Genomic DNA, 21,604 nt, shown 5'->3' on the forward strand with positions numbered 1-21,604 from the left:
CGGCTCCTCCGCCGGCGCCTCCTCGGCAGGTGCCGGCACGTCCTCGACGACCGGCGCCACCGGCTCCGACGGCGCGTCGGCGGAGTCCTCGATCGGCGCCACGACCGGCGCGGCGACGTCCTCGACCACCGGGCCCACGTCTTCGACGACCGGCACCACCGGGGCCGTCGGCTCCTCCGCCGGCGCCTCCTCGGCAGGTGCCGGCACGTCCTCGACGACCGGCGCCACCGGCTCCGACGGCGCGTCGGCGGAGTCCTCGATCGGCGCCACGACCGGCGCGGCGACGTCCTCGACCGTCGAGCCCACCGGCTCGGCGACGTCGGCCACCGGAGCGACCGGCGCCTCCACCGGGTCAGCGGTCTCGACCGGCGCCTCGAGCCCGGTGGAGAGCACCCCGGGCGCCGGCTCGTCGGCCGCGCGCGCGGGGCCGCTCAGGACGGCCAGGGCGAACAGGCCACCGGCGGTGAAGAGAAGGAGGAAGAGCGCACGCAGAGCCCACGACCGGGGGAAGCGTCCCCCATCCGCGGCACCCGCGGGCTCGGGCATGCCACTGTCGTTAGGCAGGAGGCGGGGCCGCAAAACCTGCGATCGCGCGTTCTTCGCGTCGCAGCGCCGTGTGACGCATGTTGCACGTGGAACATGCCGGCACGGGTCAGACCCGCGGGCCGCCCACCAGCAGGACCCGCAGCAGGTGCATGGCGAGCACGACCGATCGGGCGCGGACCGCCGAGCGCGACCCGGGCAGCCGCAGCGACCGCTCCTGACGTCCGTCCGGACCGACGGCGCACAGGTGCACCGTGCCGACAGGCTTGTCCGCGGTGCCGCCGCCCGGTCCGGCGATGCCGGTGATGCCGACGCCGATGTCCGCACCGAACCGAGCGCGGGCGCCCTCGGCGAGCGCGGCGGCGACCTCGGGACTCACCGCGCCGCGCGCGGCCAGGACGTCGGCGGGGACGTCGAGCAACTGCTCCTTGGCGCTGTTCGCGTACGCGGTGACGCCGCCCAGCACCCAGGCCGACGAGCCGGGTCGCTCGGTGAGCCGTGCAGCCAGCAGGCCGCCCGTGCACGACTCGGCCGTGGCGACGGTGAGCCCGCGGTCGGCGAAGCCCTGGGCGACGAGGTCGTCGAGGGTGGGGCCGCGGGAGAACAGCGTGTCGCCGAAGTCCGCCTCGACCACCGCGGCGAGCCGCTCGTACGCCTGCTGCGCGTCCGGCGCGTAGCGGGTGACTATCTCCAGCTCGCCGTCGCGGAGGCAGGTGGTGACCTCCAGGCCGGCCAGCTCGGCGTCGTGCTCGCGCAGCGTGGCGGCCAGCTGCGACTCCAGCGTCCCCCACAGCCGCAGCGTCTCCTGGCGCAGCTCGGTGCGGCCGGCCAGCGCGGCCTGCGTCGGCGGGGCGGCCAGCGCGGCCGCCCACATCCCCTGCAGCTCCGCGGGCGGGCCGGGGAGCACCAGCACCGGCGGCCCGTCGCGGCCGTCGGCGGGCGGGACGACGAGGCCGGGCGCCGTCCCGACCGGGTCCAGCACCGTGGCGCCCGCGGGCACCTGCGCCTGCTTGCGCACCCCGGCGGCGGTCGCCTCAGGATCGGCCCGCCACCCGCGGCGGGCCATGAGCCGCTCGACGATGCCGCCGATCCGCTGCTCCAGCTCCGGGTCGACGGCCGACGGCCGCCCCTGGAAGTCCCCGACGACCTGCGCGGTGAGGTCGTCGGCGGTCGGGCCCAGCCCACCGGTGGTGATCAGCAGGTCCACGCCGGTGCCGACGAGGAACTCCAGGGCCGAGCGGACGTCGTCCGGCCGGTCGCCCACCACGACGACGTGCCCGACGTCGACGCCGAGCGCGCGCAGCTGCTCGGCCAGCCAGGGTCCGTTCCGGTCCGCGACCCGGCCGGTCAGCACCTCGGTGCCCGTGACGACGATGCCGGCGCGCGTGCCCACCCGGCGACCCTAACGGGAAGGGACCGTCCGGATGCAGACAGGAGCGACGCTCCCGACCCGCCCTCCGGCGTTCCCCGGGACGACGGACGTGGCGGAGCTAGCGTGCGCAACCGCAGCGGCGCCCGGCGGACGGGCCCGTCCCGTCCCCCTGGAGGCCGGCGTGTCCCTCTCGACACCTCCCCCGCGCACGTCGACCCACCGCACCGTGCGGCTGACCCGCAACCGGGTCCGGGACGACGGCGCGCCGGCGACCGCGCCGCCGCCCCCGGAGGTGCACCCGACCGGGCCGGTGGACGGCCTGCCGCGACCGCCCCGCCCGACGTCGGCGGTGCCGCTGGTCCGCCCGAGGAGGGGCACCGCCGCCGTCCGCGTGCTGGTCCTCGGCTCGGCCGGGCTGCTGCAGACCGGCCTGCTGCTGCGCCCGGACGGCGAGGCACCGCTATGGTCGGCCGCTCCGCTCTGGGCCGCCTTCGCCACCCTCGCCGTCCTGCTCTCGCTGCTCGCCGCCGTGCGCTCGCGGCAGCTGCGCAACGACCGGGCGTGGAACACCGCCGCCGCGGGGCTGACCGCGCTCGCCGTGTTCTGGGTGCTGGTGGTCCTGCCCGAGGCGACCACGAACCGGGGCTTCGTCCTCACCGCCGCACTCGGCTGCCTCGGCGTGGCCCTCTGGCTCGCACCGGCCCGCCGGCCCTGACGCGGTCAGCGCCCCCGGCCGTTCCCGTTCCCGCCGCCGTTGCCGTGCCCGCCGCCGTTGCCATTGCCCTGACCCCGACCGTTCCCCGAGGACCCGTCAGAGCCGCCGGAGCCGCCGGAGCCGGCGCCGCCGCCGTCGACCGCCTCCACCGGGGCCGGCGCCGGCGGCACGGCCGCCTGGACCGGGACGCTCGGCGCGACGGGCTCCGGTGACGCGGACGGCGCCGACGCGGACGACGACGAGGCCACGGACGGCGAGGGCGGCGGCGCGACGGCGTAGGTGACGGTCACCAGGTCGCCGCGGGCGAGCGCGCCGACCGGGCTGACGGCCAGCACCGTCCCGGGCGCGACGGTGTCCGTCGGCGAGGGCACCGTGGTCACCCGCAGTCCGGCGGCGGCCAGCGCGTCCTCCACCTCGTCCAGCGGCCGCCCCACGTGGTCGGTCGAGCGGAGCACGATCCCGGCGCCGGTCGCGGTGTCCGCTACGGCCGGGGGCACCGCGGCCGGGGCGGCGATCACCAGGCCGCCGACGCCGATCCCGGCGCCCGCCACGAGGGCGGCCATCGGCACCAGCGCCCGTCGCAGTCGCCGGCGCGGCCCCCGGACCACGTCCAGCGGCCGGGTCGGCGGGGGCGCCGGCAGCGGCCGCCCGGCGAGGACGGCGTCCACGGCGTCGCGGAAGGCCGCGCCGTCGGGCAGGCGCTCCTCGGGGTCCTTGCGCAGCGCCCGCGCGACCAGCGCCCGCACCGGCTCGGGGACGTCGTCCGGCAGCGGTGCGGGCTCCTCGCGGATCTGCCGGAGGGCGATCTGCACGGGGGTGCCGCCGTCGAAGGCCCGCCGGCCGGCCAGGCACTCGTAGGCCACCATGCCGAGGGCGTAGACGTCGCTGGCCGGGCCGCTCCGGCCGCCGTCGGCCTGCTCCGGGGAGAGGTACTGGGCGGTGCCCACAACCTGCCCGGTCTGGGTGAGCGGCACGTCCGACGCCGACCAGGCCACCCCGAAGTCGGCTACCCGGACGACGCCGTCGGCGCCGACGAGCAGGTTGCCGGGCTTGACGTCGCGGTGCACCACGCCGGCGGCGTGGGCGGCGGCCAGGCCGGCGGCCGCCTGGCGCAGCACGTCGAGGGTCCGGTCCACCGGCAGCCGGCCCTCGCGGGCCAGCAGGCCGGACAGCGACTCCCCCTCGACCAGCTCCATGACCAGGTACGCCAGGTGCTCACCGCTGCCGGCCGACGCCGGCACCTCGCCGTAGTCGAAGACCGCCGCGATGTTGCGGTGCACGAGCAGCGCGGCGTGGTGGGCCTCGGCGCGGAACCGGGCGAGGAAGGTCGGGTCGTCGGCGTACTCGCTGCGCAGCACCTTGACCGCCACCGGCCGGCCGAGCAGGAGGTCACGGCCGCGCCAGACCTGACCCATGCCCCCCGTGGCCAGCAACGACCCGAGCTCGTAGCGGCCACCCAGCGGCGGACCACCCGGAGCGACCACCGACGCCTCCCTCGCGCAACCGGCCCCTCCCCTGCCCGTCGGAGCCTCCCCGCACACCTGGGGCGCCCGAAGGGGTGACCGCGGGGTCAGTCCCCGTCGACGTCCGCCTCCTCCCCGGCGGCGGTGCTCGTCGAGGTCGAGGTCGAGGTCGAGGTGGACGTGCTCGTGCTGGTGGAGGTGGAGGTGGAGGTGTCGGAGGTCGGGGTGCTCGTCTCCGTGTCGCCCGCCGTCGTCCCGCCTGCGGTGGTCGTGGGCGGTGCGGACGTCGTCGTCGGCGCGCCGGTCGGCTCGGGCGCGTCGGTGATCTGCTCCTCGGCGCCGGTGACGTCCGCCGGCGCCTGCTCGCCGCGGACCCCGGTGTCGGGCAGGTCGGCGCCCGGGTCGGGCGCGCCCGGGTCGCGGGCGTAGGTGACGACGACGGTGTCGCCCTCACGCAGCCGCGAACCGGCCGGGCTCACGTCGGTGACCTGCCCGGGCTGCACGGCCTCGTCGACCACCGGCTTGAGCTGGATCTCGAGGCCGAGCTCGCTCAGCTCGCCGACGACCTCGTCGACCGGCCGCCCCACGAAGTCGGCCGCCGTCAGCACGATGTCCTCGGTGCCGAGCTTGTTCGTGGCGGCCGCGGGCGAGGAGCCGCCGTCGTCGACGGCCCGCTGCAGGTAGAGGAACCCGACACCGGCCCCGGCGACGAGCAGCACCAGCGCCAGCAGCACCAGCGCCAGGGATCGGCGCCGGCGCACCGGCGGCCGGGCCGGCGAGTCCGTGCGAGGGCCGCTCGCCCCGGTCACCTGCGTCGGCGGGTCGTCCGCGCGGCGCCGCGGGTGCGGGGGGACGGCCGCGGCGGGCCGCGGGACGGAGATCGTCTCGGGCTCGCGTCCCGCGATCACCGCCTCGACAGCGTCGACGAACGCCGCGCCGTCCTCGAAGCGGGCGGCCGGGTCCTTGTCGAGGGCGCGGGTGATCAGCGTGCGGATGCCCGACGGCAGCTCCTCCGGCAGCGGGTCGGGGTCCTGCCGCACCTGCTTGAGGGCGATGGTGACCGGGTTGTCCCCGTCGAACGCCGGGCGTCCGGTGAGGCACTCGTAGCCGACCAGGCCCAGCGCGTACACGTCGCTGGCGGGGGTGGCGTGCTTCCCCTCGGCCTGCTCCGGCGAGAGGTACTGCGCGGTGCCGATGACCTGGCCGGTGCGGGTCAGCGGCACGCTGCCGGCCGACCAGGCGATGCCGAAGTCGGTGATCTTCACGCTGCCGTCGTCCCGGACCAGGATGTTGCCGGGCTTGACGTCACGGTGGACCATGCCGACGCGGTGCGCGTCGGCGAGGGCGAAGGCGGTCTGCCGCAGCACCGAGAGGGTGGCCGGCACGTCCAGCGGGGCCTCGCGGCGCAGCACCGCCGACAGCGGCTCCCCCTCGACGAGCTCCATGACCAGGTAGGCGAGCGTCTCCTCGCTGCCGTCCTCGGTCACGACCTCGCCGTAGTCGAAGACCGCGGCGATGTTCGGGTGCGACAGCGATGCCGCGTGCTGCGCCTCGGCGCGGAACCGCGCCAGGAAGGTGGGGTCACCGGTGTACTCGCTGCGGAGCACCTTCACCGCGACGGGCCGCCCGAGCAGCACGTCGCAGCCGCGCCAGACCTGGCCCATGCCGCCGGCCGCGATCAGCTGCTCCAGCTCGTAGCGGTCACCCAGGCACCGTCGACCTGGTTCGACCACCGTGGGTCACTCCTCGCGCTGTCCGGCCCGACCTTCTGCGGGCCGCCACGCTGCCGCCCCGTGGCACGTGCAGCGGGCGCCACCCGGATCCCTGGATTCCCGGGCGACGCACTGCTCACACATGCCCCAGGAAGACCATAGGACACCCCGCGCCGAGACGGACCGGTCCGCGCAGGGGCGACCTGGGCTTTTGCGCCGTCAGCCCGCGAAGAGTGTCCGACCCCACCAGTCGTCGTCGTCCCGGACGCCCGGCGGGCAGGCGAACACCGCCGAGGAGCGATGCCGGATGAACCGGTTGAGCGCGTCGCCGGCCAGGCTGCGCTGCACCTGGGCGAACCCGGTCGCCGGGTCGCGCTGGTAGGCGATGAAGAACAGCCCGGCGTCCAGGCGGCCGGCGGCGTCGGTGCCGTCCACGAAGCTGTAGCCCCGGCGCAGCATCGCCGTCCCGGCGTGTTCCGGGTGGGACAGGAACACGTGGGAGTCCGGCGGGATCGCCGGCCGGCCGTCGCGGACGACGGTGAAATCGGTCGGGTCGAACTCCTCCCGCTGGCCCAGCGGCGCCCCGGCCGGCTTGGTCCGCCCGATCACCGCCTCCTGCTCGGCGACGGCGACCTGGTCCCAGTCCTCGAGCAGCATCCGGATGCGGCGGGTGACGAGGTAGGAGCCGCCCGCCAGCCAGGCTGCGTCGTCGTCGCCCACCCACACGAACCGCTCCAGCGCGGACTTGTTCTCCGCCTTGAGGTTGGCCGTCCCGTCCTTGAAGCCGAGCAGGTTCCGCGGGGTCGCCTGCGCGGAACTCGTCGACGAGGTCCGGCCGAATCCCGTCTGGGTCCACCGGGGGCGCACCACCCCGGCGCCGAGCCGCACGAGGTTGCGGACGGCGTGCACCGCCACCTGCGGGTCGTTCGCGCACGCCTGGATGCACAGGTCGCCGCCGCTGATCGCCGGGTCGATCTCGTCGCCGGGGAAGACCGGCAGGGGCTGCAGCGGCGCCGGTCGCCGGTCGGCCAGGCCGAACCGGTCGACGCCGTCCTCGGTGACGAACAGCGTCGGCCCGAAGCCGATCGTCAGGGTGAGGCCGGACGGCGGCAGGCCGTGCGCCTCGCCGGTGTCCGCCTCCCCGAGGTCCTGCCCGGCGGTCATCCGTCGCGCCGCGGCCGTCCACGCCTGCAGCACCGCGACCAGCTGGTCGCGGCTGTCGGTCACGACGTCGAAGGCGGCGAAGTGCAGCCGGTCCTGCGCCGGGGTGACGATGCCGGCCTGGCGCGCTCCGTGGAACCGGACGGCATCGCCGGCCGACGACGGCTCGGGCGTCGGCGCACCCTCGGCGGGCGGCGTCCCCTCCGCGGTGGCCCGCCCGATGGCGCCGCCGGCGGCACCGGCGGCCAGGGCGCCCGCGGTCCCCGCGCCGAACCAGCCCAGCAGCCGCCGGCGGGACAGCCGGGCCGGCTCCGCACCTCGCTCCGTCATCCCCTCCAGGGTCGGCGATCCCGGGATTGACGTGCCCGTCAGCAACCTGTGACGGTGGGCACACCGGACGAGGCCGTGCGCCCGTCCGGGTCCTCACCGCCGAGACCCTTTGGGAGAAGCTTCATGGCCAGCCCGCAGACCTCCGTGCCCGACATGACCGACGTGCTGGCCGACGCCCCCACCAACTGGGGCAAGTGGGGCGAGGACGACGAGGTCGGCGCCCTGAACTACCTCACGGCCGAGGAGGTCCTGCGCGGCGTCCGGCACGTGAAGAAGGGTGAGGTCTTCACCCTCCAGCGGCTCATCGGCGACCCCAAGGGCGACCCGGTGTGGCCGGGTCGCACCCCCGCCGTCCGGACGATGCTGCTCGACGAGTCCACCTGGGACGGCGAGGGCGCGCCGCAGTTCCCGGGCGGCCTGCACTACGCCGACGACAAGATCGACGCCTTCCTGCAGGGGTCGACGCAGTACGACGCGCTCGGCCACGTCTGGTACGGCGGCAAGATCTGGAACGGCTACGACGCCCGCACCACCGTGGGCGGCATGTCGAAGGCCAGCGTCGAGCCGATCGCCCAGCGCGGGGTGGTGGGCCGCGGGATCCTGCTCGACATGGCCCGCTTCCGCGGGAAGGACACCCTCGACAAGGGCGAGACCTTCACCCACGAGGACCTGCAGGAGTGCGCCCGGGCGCAGGGCGTGGAGATCGAGAAGCACGACGTCCTCGTCGTCCGCACCAACTTCCTGCAGCTGTTCTACGACCAGGGCGAGGGCTTCTACGAGGGCTTCAACGAGCCCGGCCTGGTCTACAGCCCGGAGCTGGTGCGCTGGTTCCAGGACATGGAGATCCCGAACCTGGTGACCGACACGATCGCCAACGAGGTCACCTACGACCCGAACAACGGCACGGCGCTGCCCCTGCACTGCGCGCTGATGCGCAACCTCGGGGTGACGCTCACCGAGATCGCCGACCTGGAGAAGCTGTCGGCCAGCTGCGCCGAGGACGGGCAGTACACGTTCCTCTACGCCGCCGCACCGCTGAAGGTGCACGAGGCGACCGGCTCCCCGGTGAACCCGCTGGCCATCAAGTGACCTGACCCGCCCGGGGTCTCAGGCACCCGGGGTCTCAGGCATAGGAACCTATGCGTGCGTTTCCGGCTCGGATCCGCATGTATAGGTTCCTCTGCCTGACCCCGACAGCAAGGGACGACGACGATGTCCGACACCGTGACCCGCGAGGACGCCGACGGCGTCGCCACGATCACCCTCCAGCGGCCGGGCCTCTCGCACGCCCTGCGCACCGACCTGCTCGCCGCGGTGCAGGACGTCGCCGGCGACCCCTCGGTGCGCGCGGTGCTGCTCACCGGCACCGGCCGGGCCTTCTGCGTGGGCCAGGACCTGGCAGAGCACGTGGAGTCGCTGCGCGGGAACGCGGCGACCTCGCTGGACGTCGTGGAGCGCGAGTACAACCCGCTCGTCCTGGCGCTGTCCGCGCTGCAGGTGCCGGTCGTCGTCGGCATCAACGGCGCGTGCGCCGGCGCCGGGCTGGGCCTCGCCCTCGCCGGCGACCTCCGGGTGGCCGCCCTCGGCGCGAAGTTCACCACCGCCTTCACCGGCATCGGCCTGTCCAGCGACTCGGCGCTGGCGGCCCGGCTGGTGCACTGCGTCGGCGTCTCCCGGGCCACCGAGCTGCTGCTGCTGCCCGAGCCCTTCCTCGCCGAGACGGCGGCCGAGTGGGGACTGGTGCACCGCGTGGTGGAGGCCGACCGGGTGCTCGCCGAGGCCCGGGCGCTCGCCGCCCGGCTGGCCGCCGGCCCCACCGCCGCGTACCGGGCGGTGAAGACCGTGCTGGCCGCGGCGCCGACCGCGGCCCTGGAGGACACCATCGCCCTGGAGGCGCGGCTGCAGACCGAGCTCGGGCAGACCGACGACCACCGCGAGGCCGTCGAGGCCTTCCTGGAGAAGCGCCCGGCCCGTTTCGTCGGTCACTGAACGCAGGGGTTCCGCCGCTCCCGGTTCCGACCGGCTGGGTACGCGCCGGTACCGCTCCTCGCCGTGGGCCCACCGCCCCGTCCGACGCGATCAGCGGTGAGAGGTTCGCCCCAGTGAGAGGAGGCGTTCGTGACCCTGGCCCAGGAACGTCCGTACCCGTCTGCGCCCCGTGCGAGGAGCGCGCAGCGGTCCCGTCCCACGGCCGCCCCACCGCCCCGACCGCGGCTGACGAGCGATCTGCCGCTGCCCGGGACCGCGCCCGCGCCCCGGACGGGGACCGGGGTCGTCCGGCTCACCGCGGCGGTGTGGGCGGCCGCCGGAGCCGCCGCGGTGGCCGGGGTGGCGTCCATGGCGGTCGACGGCGACGGGCTGCGGGAACGCCTGACGGCGACCGCGCAGGCCGCTGACCCGGCGGCATCCGAGGAGCTCGTCGAGTCGGGCGTCCGGACGACGCTGCTCGCGGTCCTCGGCGCGGAAGCCGCCCTCGGTCTGCTCCTGCTCGTCTGGGCCGCGCTGCTGCTGACCCGCCGTTCCTGGGCACGCTGGGCCCTCGTCGTCACCGGCGCGGTCGCGGCGCCGGCCGCCGCGCTCGCGCAGAGCATCGTCGCCGGTGGGCCGGACGCCGACCGGATCGCCTTCCTCGCCCAGATCGGCCTGGTGGTGGTCGGGCTGGCCGTGCTGGTCAGCCGGCCCGTGCGCCGGGCGCTCGGACGGCGCTAGGACGCCGCGCCGCCCGCCTCCGAGCCGGCGCCGTCCACCGCCGCCTGCACGGCGAGGCACGACCGGAGGACGACCGCGCCCGCGTCCGTCGCCGCCCGGTCGAGCAGCGGGTCCTCGAGAAGGGCACGCCAGCGGGCCACCGCTTCCCCGGCCGCTGCCAGCACCTGGTCCTGCGAGGAACCGAGCGGCAGCCCGAGGCGGTTCTCGGGGGCGTCGCCCTCGGCGCCGAGGAGCCGCTCGGCGTCCCCCCGCAGCGGCGGGGGCAGCGGGCCGTCGACGGCGCGCAGGCGGGCGAGCAGCGCCAGTTCCGCCAGGTCGTGCGCCTCCAGGCGCACCCGCTCCAGTTCGTCCCAGAGGAACGCGGCTTCCGGCCGGGGCGCCGCGCGCAGCACGCGCTCGAGCCGGTGCAGCGCCGTCGCCGCCTTGACCTGTGCACCGCGGCGGGTGAAGTGCACGGCGATCCGCTGCTGCAGGTCGACCAGACCGCTCCGGCGCAGCAGTTCCTCCGCCAGCCCCGAGGCGTCGTCGACGCCGGCGCGGATGAGGACGATGGACTGCCGGATGCCGAACAGGCCGAACCGCTCCAGCAGCGACGACCGGACCGCCGGCGCCAGCGCGACGGGCGCCTCCTCCCGGACGAAGCGGTCGGCGGTGAGCAGCATCGCCTCGACGTCGGGCCCCGGCGCGTTCGCCAGCGTGCGCAGCGCGACGAAGTCCCGGTGGCGCAGCATCCTCCCGGCCAGCGCGAGCAGGCCGGCCACCGGCACCACGTCGTGGCTGACCGCGCGCACCGCGGGATCGCGGGCCATGCGCTCGGCGATACCGCGAGCGGCGCGCATCGAGTCCAGGCGTCCGGCGCCCACCTCGTCCGCGCGGGACAGCACCGTCAGGGTCGTGGTGCTGACCCCCACGTCGCCCGCCTCCTGCTGGAAGGTCGAGAGGAAGGCGACGTCGTCGGGCTGCATCTGCCGGGTCAGGAACACGACCGCGTCGGCTCCGGGCAGGCGGTGCCCCGCCTCGAGGAACGCCTGCGTGCGGCCGCTGGTGTCGGCCGACAGGGAGGAGATCCCCGGGGTGTCGACGAGGGTGGCGGCGGCCAGCCCCGGCGTCGGCCAGTCCACCACCAGGCGGGCGACCTGCTCGGGGGGGATGCCCCCGAGGTCGAGCTGGAGCGCGCCGTCCGCCCGGTGGACCGGGAGCACGTGGCGGGCACCGGACAGCTCCTCGAGCACCACCCGCGGTACCGCACCGTGCCGGTACACGGTGACCACCCGCGTGCACTCACCCGCGTCGGTGGGCGCCAGGCGCTCACCGACGAGGGCGTTGAGCAGCGTCGACTTGCCCGCCTTGACCCGCCCCACGATCGCCACCCGCAGCGGCTCGTCCAGCCGACGGCGCAGCTCGGAGAGCCGATCGGTCACCTCCGGGTCGTCGGCGTAGGCCGCGCTCGCCTCCTCCAGGAGGTCCCGGACGGCGGCGACGGTCCCCGTGCCCGCGCCGGGGCCGTGCGGTGTGCTCACGCGGCCGGCCCGGCCTCGCCGGCGAGTCGGCGGACGTCGTGCGCCAACCGTTCGACGGCGTCCACCTGCTGGCGGACGCTCCGGATGCGCGCGTTGTGCTCCGCGCTCGCGGCGGAGGTGTCGCGCTGGGCCGCGCGCACCGCGTCGGACAGCGACTGGGACATCTCGTCCACCGTGTCGGTGATCAGGTCCCGGAGGGTCCGCTGGACGTCCCTCAGCCGGTCCTTCAGCTGCTTGCCGAGCTGGAACACCACCTCGTCGAGGTGGCGCCTGACGACGGTCTTGGCCTCGGCCTGGCGCCGCTGGATGCGCTGCTCCTTGTCGTCCTTGTAGGCCTTGCGGCCCAGCAGCACGCCCGCCGCGAGCGAGATCGGGTTGAGGATGGCCATGCCCGCGAGGCTGGTGACCAGGCCGGTCATGAGGACACCGGTGTAGGACCCGCGCAGGCCGATCAGCAGTCGGCTGCGCACGGTCATGTCGCCGCTGTCGATGTCGGGGATGTCCACCAGGGTGTCCAGGGTCTCGGCCGGGCTGCCGACCGACAGCTCGGGCACCAGACCGCCGCCGTCCTCGGCGAACTGCTCGACCACCCGCGCGGCCAGCCACTGCGACCGCTGCTCGGCCCACACGAAGCTGTCGGCGACGGCGCCGGCGACGCGCTCGTCGAGCCAGTCGGCGATCTCGTCCCAGACCGGGCCCGGATCACGGGCGTCGATCGCCGTCTCCGCCTCGCGCGTGATCACGCGGGTGCGCTCGCGCAGGTCGAAGTCGATGTCCGCCATCAGGTCCGTGACGCCGTCGTTGAGGAGGATCTGCCACCGCGCCGAGCGGCGGCGCAGGTCCTCCACCGCGGCTCGGGCGGACTCCAGCTCGCTGACCAGCGCGTCCCGGGCCGCCGGGGTCTCGAGCGCGGCCAGCTCCGCACGCAGCGTCACGAGCAGGTGCTGGGTGACGGACGTGAGGTCGTGGACCAGCGACCGCTCGGCCAGGTCGGCGGCGCGCTGCACCACCTGCTCCAGCAGGTGCTCGGTGAGGGGGCGCAGGCCCGACTCGTCGTACAGCTCGCGATCGTTGCTGCGGACGGCGAGGGCGGCCAGCGGCGAGGACACCGGGAACACGGGGATCTCCAGGCCCTGGTCCTGGAGGTGACCGCGGTCCAGGTCGACGATGCGGCGCCAGTGCGGCGTCGCGTCGACCTTGGTCACGACGCAGACGACGTGGGGGCAGAGCGCGACCGCCTGGCGGAGGAAGGCCATCTCCGGAGCGGTGAACTCCTGCGAGGCGTCGGTGACGACGACGACCGCATCGGCCGTCGGCAGCAGGTCCAGCGTGCCCAGGACCCGCGCGGCGCCCACTCCTCCGACGCCCGGGGTGTCCACCAGCTGCAGCCCGCCGGCGAGCAGCTTGCGGGGCAGCTCCACCTCCGCCTGGACCAGCTGCGTCGGGCCCTCCGCGTCGGGACCGGCGGCCAGGCGGCCGGCCAGGTCCTGCAGGGGCACGTCCTGCCGGTGCAGCTCCTCGTCGGGGACCCCTCCCGCGGGCACGTCCGCGAGGGCGGCGCGCGGGGCGTGGACCAGGGTCGCCCGCGGCTGCGGACCTCCCCTGACCACCGTGGGCACCCGCGTCGCGACGTCCTCGTCGACCGGGCAGACCGGAGCGCCGACCAGGGCGTTGACCAGGGAGCTCTTGCCCCGCTTCGGCTCACCCACCACGAGCGCCCGGACGCTGGGGTCCTCGATGCGCCGCCGCACGAGCGTCAGCCGTCGGTGCAGGTCCGCGCGGTCGCCCTCCTTGGCGAGGACGAGCGCGCGGTCGACGAGTTCGAGCGGTGCGGGCACGGTCACCTCCGGTTCGCGTCTGCCGGTCTACCACCTGCCCGCCCGCGGGTGGACAGCCGGAAGCCCGGCTGCGGGTCGCGTGGCACCGCAGCCGGGCTCGAACCGGGTGGTGTGTCGGCTCAGGGAACGAGGCCCAGCTCCAGGTCGCCGGAGTTCGCCGCGGCGTGGTCGACCGCGACGGCGTTCTCGGAGAGGACGTCCTCCGAGTCGTCGATGTCCCCACCGGCGAGGTTGTTGTCCTCGATCGACAGGTCGTTGCCGACCACGGCGTCCGGCGAGTCGACGACGACGCTGAGGTCCTCGACCTCCACGTCGTACTCCTCGTCGTTGAAGCTGTTCTCCGGGTTGAAGCTGTCGTTCACCACGTGCCCGCCGTCGGAGGCGTTGACGCCGCCCTCGTCGGCGTTCTGGCCGCCCTGCTCGGCGATCTGGCCGCCGTTGGTGGCCACGTTGACGTCGGAGACGGTGATGGGCCCGACCTCGGTCGAGTCGCCGATGTGCTGGTCGCCGTCGCCGTTCTCGACGGTGCTGCCCGAGTTCCCGACGACGCTGTCCTCGTTGCCCGAGTTGGTCGCGCCCTCGTTGTTGCCGCTGTGGTCGCCCAGGTTGATGTCGTCGACCGTGATGGTCGTCGTGTCGTTGTCCTCGCTGTTGTCCTCGCTGTTGTCGACGTGGTTGCCGACGCCGTTGACGTTGCCGTCGCCGTTGTTCTCGTTGAACGAGCCGTTGAAGGAGTCCTCGATCTTGACGTCGACGTCGATGTTCGTGGTGTCGATGTCGAGCTCGTGGACGTCCTCGACCTCGCCGAGGGCCACCGCGCCGTTCGTGGCGAGCACGTTGTCGTCGCCGAAGAGGACGTTGACGTCGCCGTTCACCCAGACGTCGGTGCTCTTGTCGATCGTGTAGGTGTGCTGGATGTACTGCAGGTGCTGGATGACGGCGATCTCGTGCCCGTGGCCGTCGTTGTCGCCGTGCCAGGGCGCCTGACCGTGGTGCGGCTCGTGGTCGTCGTCGCAGTCGTCGTCGTGGCCGCGCCACGGAGCGACGTGCGGCTTGTGGTCGTCGTCGCAGTCGTCGTCGTCGCGCTTCCACGGGCGGGACCAGCCGGCCACGTGGTCGTCGTCGTCCCGGTCGGGCTTGTGCCCGTACCCGTGCCCGCCGTACCCGTGCCCGCCGTACCCGTGCCCGCCGTCCCAGTCGCGGACCGGCGAGCAGTCCGCCATGGCGCCCATGGCCGCGTCCACGTCGGCCGGGGTGGTGCCGGCGAGGCCGGCGGACTCGAGCGCGGCGTGCGGGTCGCGCTCGAAGTCCGCCGCGGCCTTGGGGTCGCGGAGCAGGTCGAGGATGAAGTCCATCAGCGACACGACGAGGTTCGACATGTGAGGCACTCCTGGGTCTGAGCCGGTCTCCCGCGGCCGGCTGGCGGAGTGGAGTCAACTGTCACTCCCGCCCCTCCCGTATCGGGGTCGGGCCCGCTCCCTGGCACCGCCGATGGGGGGAACGCGCTGACCCAGCGTTAGGGGATACGGGGTGTCGCCCCTCACTTGAGGCCCGACAACCCCAATGGCGCGCAGACGCCCCACAGACCACTCGCGGACAGTTACGTTCCATGGACGTCCGGTTGGTCAGCACGACCGCTCAGGCGGACTTCGAGGGGGGACCTGTGCCCAGTGGCGAGTACGGGTTGGGCGTCGACGTGGGCGCCTCGACCATCCGGGCAGCCGTGGCCGACGCCGAACGGCCCGCGTCGGCCGTCGCAGTCATCTTCAGCGGCAGCTGGGACGCCTCCGGGACCGACGCAGCAGCTGGTGACGGGATCCCCCTCCCCCTAGGGGGTCCCGCGCGGACCCGCCCCGCCGTGCGGTCCGCTCCGGACGCCGGCGCCATCGCGGCGGCCGTCACCCGGGTCGCCGCGCTCGCCGCGGAGGAGCGCGGCAGCGCGCCGTCCTGGCTCACGGTCGCGGTCCCGCCGTCGTGGGCGGGTCACCGGCGGCGTCTCCTCCACGACGCCCTGCGCGCCGCCGGGTTCCCGCACGTCTCCCTGGTCTCGTCGGCCGTCGCGGCGGTGACCGCGCAGGTCGCCGGCGAGGCGCTGCCGGCCGAGGGCACCGCGCTCGTCGTGGACCTCGGCGCGGCCACGCTCGACCTGGCCGTCGTGGGCACCGGTCCCGACGGCTCCCCGGCACATCTCGCGGTCCCTCCGACCCCCCTGCCCTGGGGCGGGTGGGACGTCGACGACGCGGTCCTCGCGCACGTGCGGGACTGCCTTCCCGGGGGCGCCGGGTCCCCGCCGGTCCCGCCCGAGCACGCCCGGGAGCTGCGGGCCGCCTGCGTCGCCGCCAAGGAGGCGGTGTCCGTGCACACGGTGGCCGACGTGGCGGTCGACGCCTCGTGGGCCGGCGGGTCCGTCCGGCTGACCCGCGAGGAGCTCGAGGAGCTCGTGGGCGACCGGCTCGAGGCCGCCGCCGACGCGGTCGCCACGGGCCTCGCCGACTCCGGGATCGCGGCCGCCGAGCTGACCGCCCTGCTGCTGACCGGTGGGGCCGTACGCATGCCGCTGTTCGTCGAGCGCCTGTCGACGGCTGTCCCGGCGCCGCTGGTCGTGGCGGACGACCCGGCGCTCACCGCGGCCATCGGTGCCGCTCGGCTGGCGGCAGCGGGGTCGCCCGCCGTCCCGGAGCCGCTCGGCGACGCGGATCCGGCCGACGAGGCACCGGACGAGGACGGATCTCCGTCGGGGACCGGCTCCTCGAGCCAGGACTCCGCCGCATCGCGGCGGCCCGCCGCCCGTCGTGCCCCACGGGGGCGGGGGAGCAGCGAGGTGGGCAGGACGGGGACGACCGGACCGGCCGGCCGGCCGGCGCTGCCCCCACCCCCGGGGCGCCCGTCGCGCCGGCGGAGCCCCCGGCTGGCCGTGGTGGCCGGCTTCTTCCTGGTCCTCGTCCTGGCCCCGCCGGTGCTGCTCGAGTGGCTCAGCGCCGGTGGCGACCGTCCGAGCGAACCGGTCGCCGCGGCGGACGAGGATGCCGCACCCGGTTCGTCGACGGCCGCCGAGGGCGAGCGGGCGGCCGCGGCCGGTCCGGTGAGCGCAGCCGGCGCCGTCCGACCCGCCGGCTCGACGCGCGACGCGCAGGGCTCCTCGCGGGACGCGGACGACCGCCCGGGCACCGTGCGATCCAGCGGATCGGCGTCCTCCACCACGTCCGCAGCGTCCGCCCCCGCGTCGTCAGCGGCCGCGGCGTCGTCAGCGGGCACGACGTCCTCAGCGGGCACGACGTCGTCCGCCGCGCCGACGGCTGCGGGGACGACCGCCACCGCGCCCGGGACGACCGCGTCCGGGACGACCCCGCCCGCGCCGACCACGTCCGCGCCCCCGGCCGGGACGACCACGCCGCCCGACACGTCGACGGCGGACCCCGGCACCCCGACGTCCGAGGCACCCGCCCCGACGTCCGAGGCACCAGCCCCCGTGTCCGAGGCACCCGCTCCCGCCCCCGAACCGCAGCCCGCCCCCGAACCGCAGCCGGAGCCCGAACCGCAGCCCGCCCCGGAGCCGGTCGCCGAGCCGGTCGCCGAGCCGGTCGTCGCGGAGCAGACGGCATGACCGCCGCCCTGCGCACACGGCCCGTACCCGCTCCCCGGCCGTCCGCCGAGTCGGTCCTCGTGTCCACGGCGCCGCGCGAGCTGGTCCAGTGCGCACGAGCCGTCACCGTGGAAGGGCCGGGTGGCACGGGGAAGTCCGTGCTGCTCGAGGAGCTGGCCGACGCCCACCGGGCGGCCGGCCGCACCGTCGTGGACGCATGGCGGGCTCCGCACCCGGCGGAGGCCGGCGAGGAGCTCGCCCTCGTCGTCGACGACGCGCACCTCCTCGACGAGGAGGTCGCCGGCCGCATCGCGCGCCTGCTCCACCACCCGGGCACCCGCGTCGTGCTCGCGTTCCGGCCCTTCCCACGTCCGGCGCCGTTGGCACAGCTGCTGAAGCAGCTCGGAGGCGACCGGCGGCCGGTCGTCCTGGCGCACGCCGACCACCGCGTGGTGACCGCCTGGACCCGGCGGGTCCTCGGCGACGAGACCGGTCACCGGGTCGCCGATCAGGTCGTCCGGCTGACCGGAGGGCTTCCCGACCTGGTGCACCGCCTGCTGCAGGGGCTGGCCCGCACGGAGGCCGCCGGCCGCCCGGCCCGCGGAGGGCAGGGGCAGCCGCCGCGCCTGTCCGTCCCGCCGGAGGTCGTCGAGCACGTGCGCTGCGGGCTGCTGGGGGTGGACGACGACGCCCAGGCCTGCCTGCACGCACTGGCCGCCGGCGCCCCGTTGGACCTCGACCTGCTCGCCGAGCTGCTCGACGTCCCCGTCCGGCGCAGCGCGGCGCTCGTGGCCGAGGCGCGGGCGAGCGGCTGGCTGCTCCCGGACGGCCGGCTGATCCCCCTGGTCCGACGCGTCGTCCTGGCCGACACGCCCGGCGAGCTCACCCGCGGCGTCCGCCGGCGACTGCTCGGACTGCTGCTGCGCTCGGGGGCGGAACCGGTCGAGCTGGCCCGCGCCCTCGCCACCGACGGCGTCCGGGATCCCCGGGTGGCCGAGCTGCTCGAGCGCCGCGGCGCCGCAGCGCTGGCGGAGGAGCCGGCGCTGGCCGGTGAGCTGCTCGCCGAGGCGACGCTGGCGGGGGCGCCGCCCGACCGGCTGGCCGCGCGGCGGGCACAGGCGGCGGCGTTGTGCGGTGACCTCGATGCGGCCCTGCGCCTCGCGGACGAGGCGCTGGTCCACCAGGACGTCCCCGACCGGACGCTCGCCGCCGACGTCGCCGCGGCGGTGCTGGCCCGACGAGGGTTGCCCGCCCGCAGCGCCGAGCTGTTCCGGCTCGCCGGGCCGGACGGTCACGGGTCGGCGGCCCTGGAGCTCCTCACCGTGGGCGATCTCGACGGGGCACGGCAGCTGCTCGCGGAGAGCCGCGCGGACGGGCGGGGCGCACCGTCGATGCTCGCCGGTGCCCGGGAACTCATGACGCAGGGAGTCCTCGAGTCCCTGCAGGGGGGACCGGACGCGAGCGCGGACGCCGCCGCCGCGCTGTCCACGCTCACCCGGGCCGCCACGCTGCTCGAGCCCGTGGGTCGCCGCACGCTGCTCCCGGACACACCGTCCGCGCTGGCCGCGCTGGTCGCCCTGCACTGCGGTGAGCTCGACGTGGCGGAGTCGTCGCTGCGGCGTGCGGTCGCCGCCGACATCGGCGGCCCGGCCGCCCGGCCGCGCCACTCCCTCCTGCTCGCCTGGGTGGCGATGCTCCGCGGTCGGCTGGCGACCGCCCGCAGGCACGTCGAGGAGGCACGCACCCAGGCCGGGGACGCGCTGGAACCCCGCGACGAGCTCTACGCCCAGGCGCTCGACGTCGGGCTGGCCCGGCGGGCGAGCGACGTCGCCGGCATGGTGCGGGCTTGGGTGCACGCCCGCGAGGCCGTCCTGCGCTGCCCCGTCGAGCTCTTCGCCCTGCTCCCCCTCGGGGAACTGGTGGTGGCGGCCGCGAGGCTGCAGGACACCGAGCGCCTGCGGCCGCACGTGGGTGCAGCCGAGGCGCTGCTCGACCGGTTGGGGCGCCCGCCGCTGTGGGCCACCCCGCTGCACTGGAGCGGCGCCCAGGCCGCGATCCTGACCGACGACCCGGAATCGCTCCGGCCGCACGCCGCCGCGCTGGTCGCAGCCGCGCGCACCAGCCCCTACGCGGCCACGCTCGCGGGCGCCGGACGGACGTGGTTGCGCGTCCTGACCGGGCAGGCCGACGCCGCGACGGTCGTCACGACGGCCGAACAGCTCGCCGGGATCGGCCTGGCGTGGGACGGGTCGAGGCTGGCCGGTCAGGCCGCGGCCCGGGCCACCGACCCTCGCGAGCGCACCGCCCTGCTCAGCTGCGCGCGCGCCCTGAGCGAGATCCACGGCGTCGAGACGCTCGGCACCACACCGCCGGCGACGACGGCGTCGACCCTCACGCCGTCGGTGCCCACGCCACCACCGGCGGCCTCGGCCCCCTGCCAGCTGAGCGAACGGGAGCAGGAGGTGGCACGGCTCGTCGTCGCGGGGAAGACCTACCGGGAGATCGGCGCGCAGCTCTTCATCTCCGCGAAGACGGTCGAGCACCACATCTCACGGATGCGCCAGCGTCTCGGCGCCAGCAACCGGTCGGACCTGCTCGCGCGGCTGCGCGCCGAGCTGGCGGGGTAGGCCTGCCGCCCGGGCCGCCCGAGGTGTGCGCCTGTCGCCGGGGCTCCCCACCCCACCCGGCGACAGGGCGTTCGTGAGCCCGCGGCTAGCGGGTCTGCGCGACGCAGGTGGGGCAGACGTCGCGCGCGGCGGTGGGCCAGGACGTCTCGGTCATGATCCGCGCGAGCGAGCCGCACACGGTGAGCTCGCAGGCCCCGTCGAACTCGACGGCGGGCCGGTGCACCTCGACCGCGTGCCAGAGGGCGGCGGTCGGGCCGTGCGCACGGCTGCGGGCGGCGGCGTAGACGGTGGTCGTCGCGACGGTCGGGGTCGTCATGCCCGAACGGTCGGCAGCCGGGCGTCCGGCGGTTACGCCGCCGGGGGCGGGCCTCCCCCCGCGGGGTGAGACGCACAGCCTGCGCACGAACCCGGGCGCCGGGGCAGGATGCGCTCATGGAGCTCACCAAGCACGGTCACGCCTGCGTCGTCCTCTGCGAGGGGGACCGCCGGCTGGTCATCGACCCGGGCGCGTTCACCGACCCGTCGGTGCTGGACGGCGCGAGCGGCGTCCTGGTGACCCATGAGCACGTCGACCACTTCGTGCCGGACGTGCTGCGGAAGGCGATGGACGCCGACCCGGGGCTGGAGGTCTGGACCAACGGCTCGGTGGCGGGCCAGCTGGAAGGTCTGGGGAACCGGGTGCACGTGGTGGGCCAGGGCGACGCGGTGACGGTCGCCGGCTTCGAGGTGACCGTGCACGGCGAGCTGCACGCGCAGATCCACCCCGAGATCCCCCGGATCCCGAACATCGGGTTCCTGGTCGAGGGGCAGGTGTTCCACCCGGGCGACGCGTTCACCGTCCCCGACGAGCCGGTGGCGACGCTGCTGCTGCCCCTGCACGCGCCGTGGTCCAAGGCCGCGGAGGTCATCGACTACGTGCGCGCGGTGCACGCCGACCAGGCGTACGCCGTCCACGACGGGCTGCTCAACGACACGGGCCTGGGCGTGCTGGGGGGCTTGCTGGGCGAGCGGGGTCCGGGCACCCCCACGCCGTTCAGCCGGCTGACCCCGGGGGACTCCGTCGAGCTCTAGGAGTCCTCCCGGGGTTCGCCGGCGGCGGGCTTACCGGACGGCGCGGTTGCTGCGCCCGGAGAGGCCCTCGGCGACGCCGATCAGCAGGACCGCGGCGACGACGGCGATGATGAAGCCGAGGATGTTCAGCTCGAAGATGTTCGTGCTGTCGTTCAGCAGACCGCCGATGACGCCGCCGATGATGGCGCCGACGATGCCCAGCACGATGGTCATGACCATGCTCATCCGCTGCTTGCCGGGCTTGATCAGCCGGGCCAGGACGCCGATGACGGCGCCGACGACGATGAGGCCGAGAATCTGCCAGATCACGGTTTCTCCTCCGGTGAAGGGACCGGTGCGCGCCCCGTCCCCGGCGGGCTTGCCGGGTGCACGCTCCGGTAGTCTGGCCCTCGCATACCCCCGATGACCGGCGTCGATGCACCGTTCCCCCGATCGGGCCTGGGCAGATGTCGCCGAACCGGCCCGGCGGATCTCGTGGTACCGCGACGATTACCCGGCGGCGACCTGGGCCACGTGCGCGGGGAGCTTGTCCAGCTCGCCCTCCACGGTCGAGCGCACCATGCGCTGCAGCGCCCGGCGCTGGATGCCCTGCACGAGGCGGCTGCCGCCCTTCGCCTCGTGGGAGAGCGTGATCGTCACCCGGGTGCCGCCGCCGTCGGCGTCGGCGAGCTCGATCCGCGTCGTCCAGGTCTCCGGCGTCAGGTCCAGCCGGGTCGCGACCGCCTGCCGCGGCACCCACTCCACGATCTCCCCGCGAAGGGCGCCCTCCGCCGGCGCGCGGCCCTCCAGCCGGCCGGGCACGCACACGAACGTCGTCCCGGCGCCACCGGTCGGCGAGCCGCTGACGACGTAGGAGACGTCGCACACCGCGCAGTACGGCTGGAGGACGGCGAGGGCCTGCCAGACCGTCGCGCGGGGGAAGGGCACCTCGCGGCTGGCGCTGGCCGTCGTCATCGCGGT

General features: G+C 75.7%; 17 protein-coding genes and 1 pseudogene. 7 read left to right on the top strand and 11 right to left on the bottom strand.

The window, feature by feature from the left end; translation table 11 throughout:
- Both ACI8AF_RS09140 and ACI8AF_RS09145 read right to left on the bottom strand, forming a co-directional pair.
- Nucleotides 1-546 (bottom strand): annotated as a pseudogene (locus tag ACI8AF_RS09140) (hypothetical protein); the annotation flags it as partial.
- A gap of 106 nt (nt 547-652) precedes the next feature.
- Entirely contained in the window at nt 653-1,936 is a 1,284-nt protein-coding gene (locus tag ACI8AF_RS09145) for a competence/damage-inducible protein A (RefSeq protein WP_456539380.1), read from the bottom strand.
- A gap of 160 nt (nt 1,937-2,096) precedes the next feature.
- Between ACI8AF_RS09145 and ACI8AF_RS09150 the strand changes: the two genes are divergently transcribed.
- Nucleotides 2,097-2,630 carry a hypothetical protein gene (locus tag ACI8AF_RS09150; protein ID WP_456539381.1) on the top strand — a complete coding sequence of 178 codons (534 nt, stop codon included), beginning with the start codon at nt 2,097-2,099 and terminating at the stop codon, nt 2,628-2,630.
- Between the two features lie 5 nt (nt 2,631-2,635).
- On the opposite strand, the gene ACI8AF_RS09155 is transcribed toward ACI8AF_RS09150, so the two are convergent.
- The 3 genes from ACI8AF_RS09155 to efeB all read right to left on the bottom strand — a co-directional run bounded on the left by ACI8AF_RS09155 (nt 2,636) and on the right by efeB (nt 7,296).
- Nucleotides 2,636-4,114: a protein kinase domain-containing protein gene (locus ACI8AF_RS09155; RefSeq protein ID WP_456539382.1), complete on the bottom strand. Its 1,479-nt coding sequence runs from the start codon at nt 4,112-4,114 to the stop codon at nt 2,636-2,638.
- Nucleotides 4,115-4,200: 86 nt separating this feature from the next.
- Nucleotides 4,201-5,826 carry a protein kinase domain-containing protein gene (locus ACI8AF_RS09160; RefSeq protein ID WP_456539383.1) on the bottom strand — a complete coding sequence of 542 codons (1,626 nt, stop codon included), beginning with the start codon at nt 5,824-5,826 and terminating at the stop codon, nt 4,201-4,203.
- Nucleotides 5,827-6,024: 198 nt separating this feature from the next.
- On the bottom strand, nt 6,025-7,296 hold the full coding sequence (gene efeB / locus ACI8AF_RS09165) for an iron uptake transporter deferrochelatase/peroxidase subunit (RefSeq protein ID WP_456539384.1): 1,272 nt from the start codon (nt 7,294-7,296) through the stop codon (nt 6,025-6,027).
- Between the two features lie 123 nt (nt 7,297-7,419).
- Between efeB and ACI8AF_RS09170 the strand changes: the two genes are divergently transcribed.
- From ACI8AF_RS09170 to ACI8AF_RS09180, 3 genes are all read left to right on the top strand, one after another.
- Entirely contained in the window at nt 7,420-8,385 is a 966-nt protein-coding gene (locus ACI8AF_RS09170; protein WP_456539385.1) for a cyclase family protein, read from the top strand.
- Between the two features lie 123 nt (nt 8,386-8,508).
- Nucleotides 8,509-9,285 (top strand): enoyl-CoA hydratase-related protein, encoded by a 777-nt coding sequence (locus tag ACI8AF_RS09175; RefSeq protein WP_456539386.1) that lies wholly within the window; start codon nt 8,509-8,511, stop codon nt 9,283-9,285.
- A 348-nt stretch (nt 9,286-9,633) separates the two neighbouring features.
- Complete coding sequence (locus ACI8AF_RS09180) at nt 9,634-10,005, top strand: hypothetical protein (protein WP_456539387.1); 372 nt, start codon at nt 9,634-9,636, stop codon at nt 10,003-10,005.
- On the opposite strand, the gene ACI8AF_RS09185 is transcribed toward ACI8AF_RS09180, so the two are convergent.
- From ACI8AF_RS09185 to ACI8AF_RS09195, 3 genes are all read right to left on the bottom strand, one after another.
- A complete protein-coding gene (locus ACI8AF_RS09185; protein WP_456539388.1) occupies nt 10,002-11,525 on the bottom strand; it encodes a dynamin family protein in 1,524 nt (507 codons plus the stop codon). The two genes, ACI8AF_RS09180 and ACI8AF_RS09185, sit on opposite strands and share 4 nt — an antisense overlap.
- A complete protein-coding gene (locus tag ACI8AF_RS09190; RefSeq protein WP_456539389.1) occupies nt 11,522-13,363 on the bottom strand; it encodes a dynamin family protein in 1,842 nt (613 codons plus the stop codon). Before ACI8AF_RS09190 ends, ACI8AF_RS09185 begins: the two co-directional genes overlap by 4 nt.
- A 119-nt stretch (nt 13,364-13,482) precedes the next feature.
- A complete protein-coding gene (locus ACI8AF_RS09195; RefSeq protein ID WP_456539390.1) occupies nt 13,483-14,742 on the bottom strand; it encodes an IniB N-terminal domain-containing protein in 1,260 nt (419 codons plus the stop codon).
- A gap of 479 nt (nt 14,743-15,221) precedes the next feature.
- On the opposite strand from ACI8AF_RS09195, the gene ACI8AF_RS09200 reads away from it, so the two are divergent.
- Together ACI8AF_RS09200 and ACI8AF_RS09205 are read left to right on the top strand one after the other, a co-directional pair.
- Nucleotides 15,222-16,967, top strand: a complete 1,746-nt coding sequence (locus ACI8AF_RS09200) for an Hsp70 family protein (protein ID WP_456539391.1) — start codon at nt 15,222-15,224, stop codon at nt 16,965-16,967.
- Nucleotides 16,964-19,573 carry a LuxR C-terminal-related transcriptional regulator gene (locus tag ACI8AF_RS09205; protein ID WP_456539392.1) on the top strand — a complete coding sequence of 870 codons (2,610 nt, stop codon included), beginning with the start codon at nt 16,964-16,966 and terminating at the stop codon, nt 19,571-19,573. The genes ACI8AF_RS09200 and ACI8AF_RS09205 overlap by 4 nt, the downstream gene beginning before the upstream one ends.
- An 85-nt stretch (nt 19,574-19,658) precedes the next feature.
- Here ACI8AF_RS09205 and ACI8AF_RS09210 read toward each other — a convergent pair whose 3' ends face one another.
- The gene (locus tag ACI8AF_RS09210) at nt 19,659-19,889 is read right to left on the bottom strand and encodes a hypothetical protein (RefSeq protein ID WP_456539393.1); all 231 of its coding nucleotides are present in this window, start codon (nt 19,887-19,889) and stop codon (nt 19,659-19,661) included.
- A 116-nt stretch (nt 19,890-20,005) separates the two neighbouring features.
- Between ACI8AF_RS09210 and ACI8AF_RS09215 the strand changes: the two genes are divergently transcribed.
- On the top strand, nt 20,006-20,644 hold the full coding sequence (locus ACI8AF_RS09215; protein WP_456539394.1) for an MBL fold metallo-hydrolase: 639 nt from the start codon (nt 20,006-20,008) through the stop codon (nt 20,642-20,644).
- A gap of 30 nt (nt 20,645-20,674) precedes the next feature.
- On the opposite strand, the gene ACI8AF_RS09220 is transcribed toward ACI8AF_RS09215, so the two are convergent.
- Nucleotides 20,675-20,953, bottom strand: coding sequence for a GlsB/YeaQ/YmgE family stress response membrane protein (locus tag ACI8AF_RS09220; protein ID WP_456539395.1), 279 nt, complete (start codon nt 20,951-20,953; stop codon nt 20,675-20,677).
- A 180-nt stretch (nt 20,954-21,133) separates the two neighbouring features.
- On the bottom strand, nt 21,134-21,598 hold the full coding sequence (locus tag ACI8AF_RS09225; RefSeq protein ID WP_456539396.1) for an SRPBCC family protein: 465 nt from the start codon (nt 21,596-21,598) through the stop codon (nt 21,134-21,136).
- Nucleotides 21,599-21,604 lie beyond the last annotated feature (6 nt).

It is taken from the genome of Blastococcus sp. SYSU D00669, from assembly GCF_054050715.1.

Coding starts and splice junctions, on each gene's coding strand:
- ACI8AF_RS09215 (WP_456539394.1), top strand. CDS start 20,006: ATGGAGCTCACCAAGCACGGTCACGCCTGCGTCGTCCTCTGCGAGGGG.
- ACI8AF_RS09180 (WP_456539387.1), top strand. CDS start 9,634: ATGGCGGTCGACGGCGACGGGCTGCGGGAACGCCTGACGGCGACCGCG.
- ACI8AF_RS09210 (WP_456539393.1), bottom strand. CDS start 19,889: ATGACGACCCCGACCGTCGCGACGACCACCGTCTACGCCGCCGCCCGC.
- ACI8AF_RS09195 (WP_456539390.1), bottom strand. CDS start 14,742: ATGTCGAACCTCGTCGTGTCGCTGATGGACTTCATCCTCGACCTGCTC.
- ACI8AF_RS09175 (WP_456539386.1), top strand. CDS start 8,509: ATGTCCGACACCGTGACCCGCGAGGACGCCGACGGCGTCGCCACGATC.
- ACI8AF_RS09225 (WP_456539396.1), bottom strand. CDS start 21,598: ATGACGACGGCCAGCGCCAGCCGCGAGGTGCCCTTCCCCCGCGCGACG.
- efeB (WP_456539384.1), bottom strand. CDS start 7,296: ATGACGGAGCGAGGTGCGGAGCCGGCCCGGCTGTCCCGCCGGCGGCTG.
- ACI8AF_RS09205 (WP_456539392.1), top strand. CDS start 16,964: ATGACCGCCGCCCTGCGCACACGGCCCGTACCCGCTCCCCGGCCGTCC.
- ACI8AF_RS09170 (WP_456539385.1), top strand. CDS start 7,420: ATGGCCAGCCCGCAGACCTCCGTGCCCGACATGACCGACGTGCTGGCC.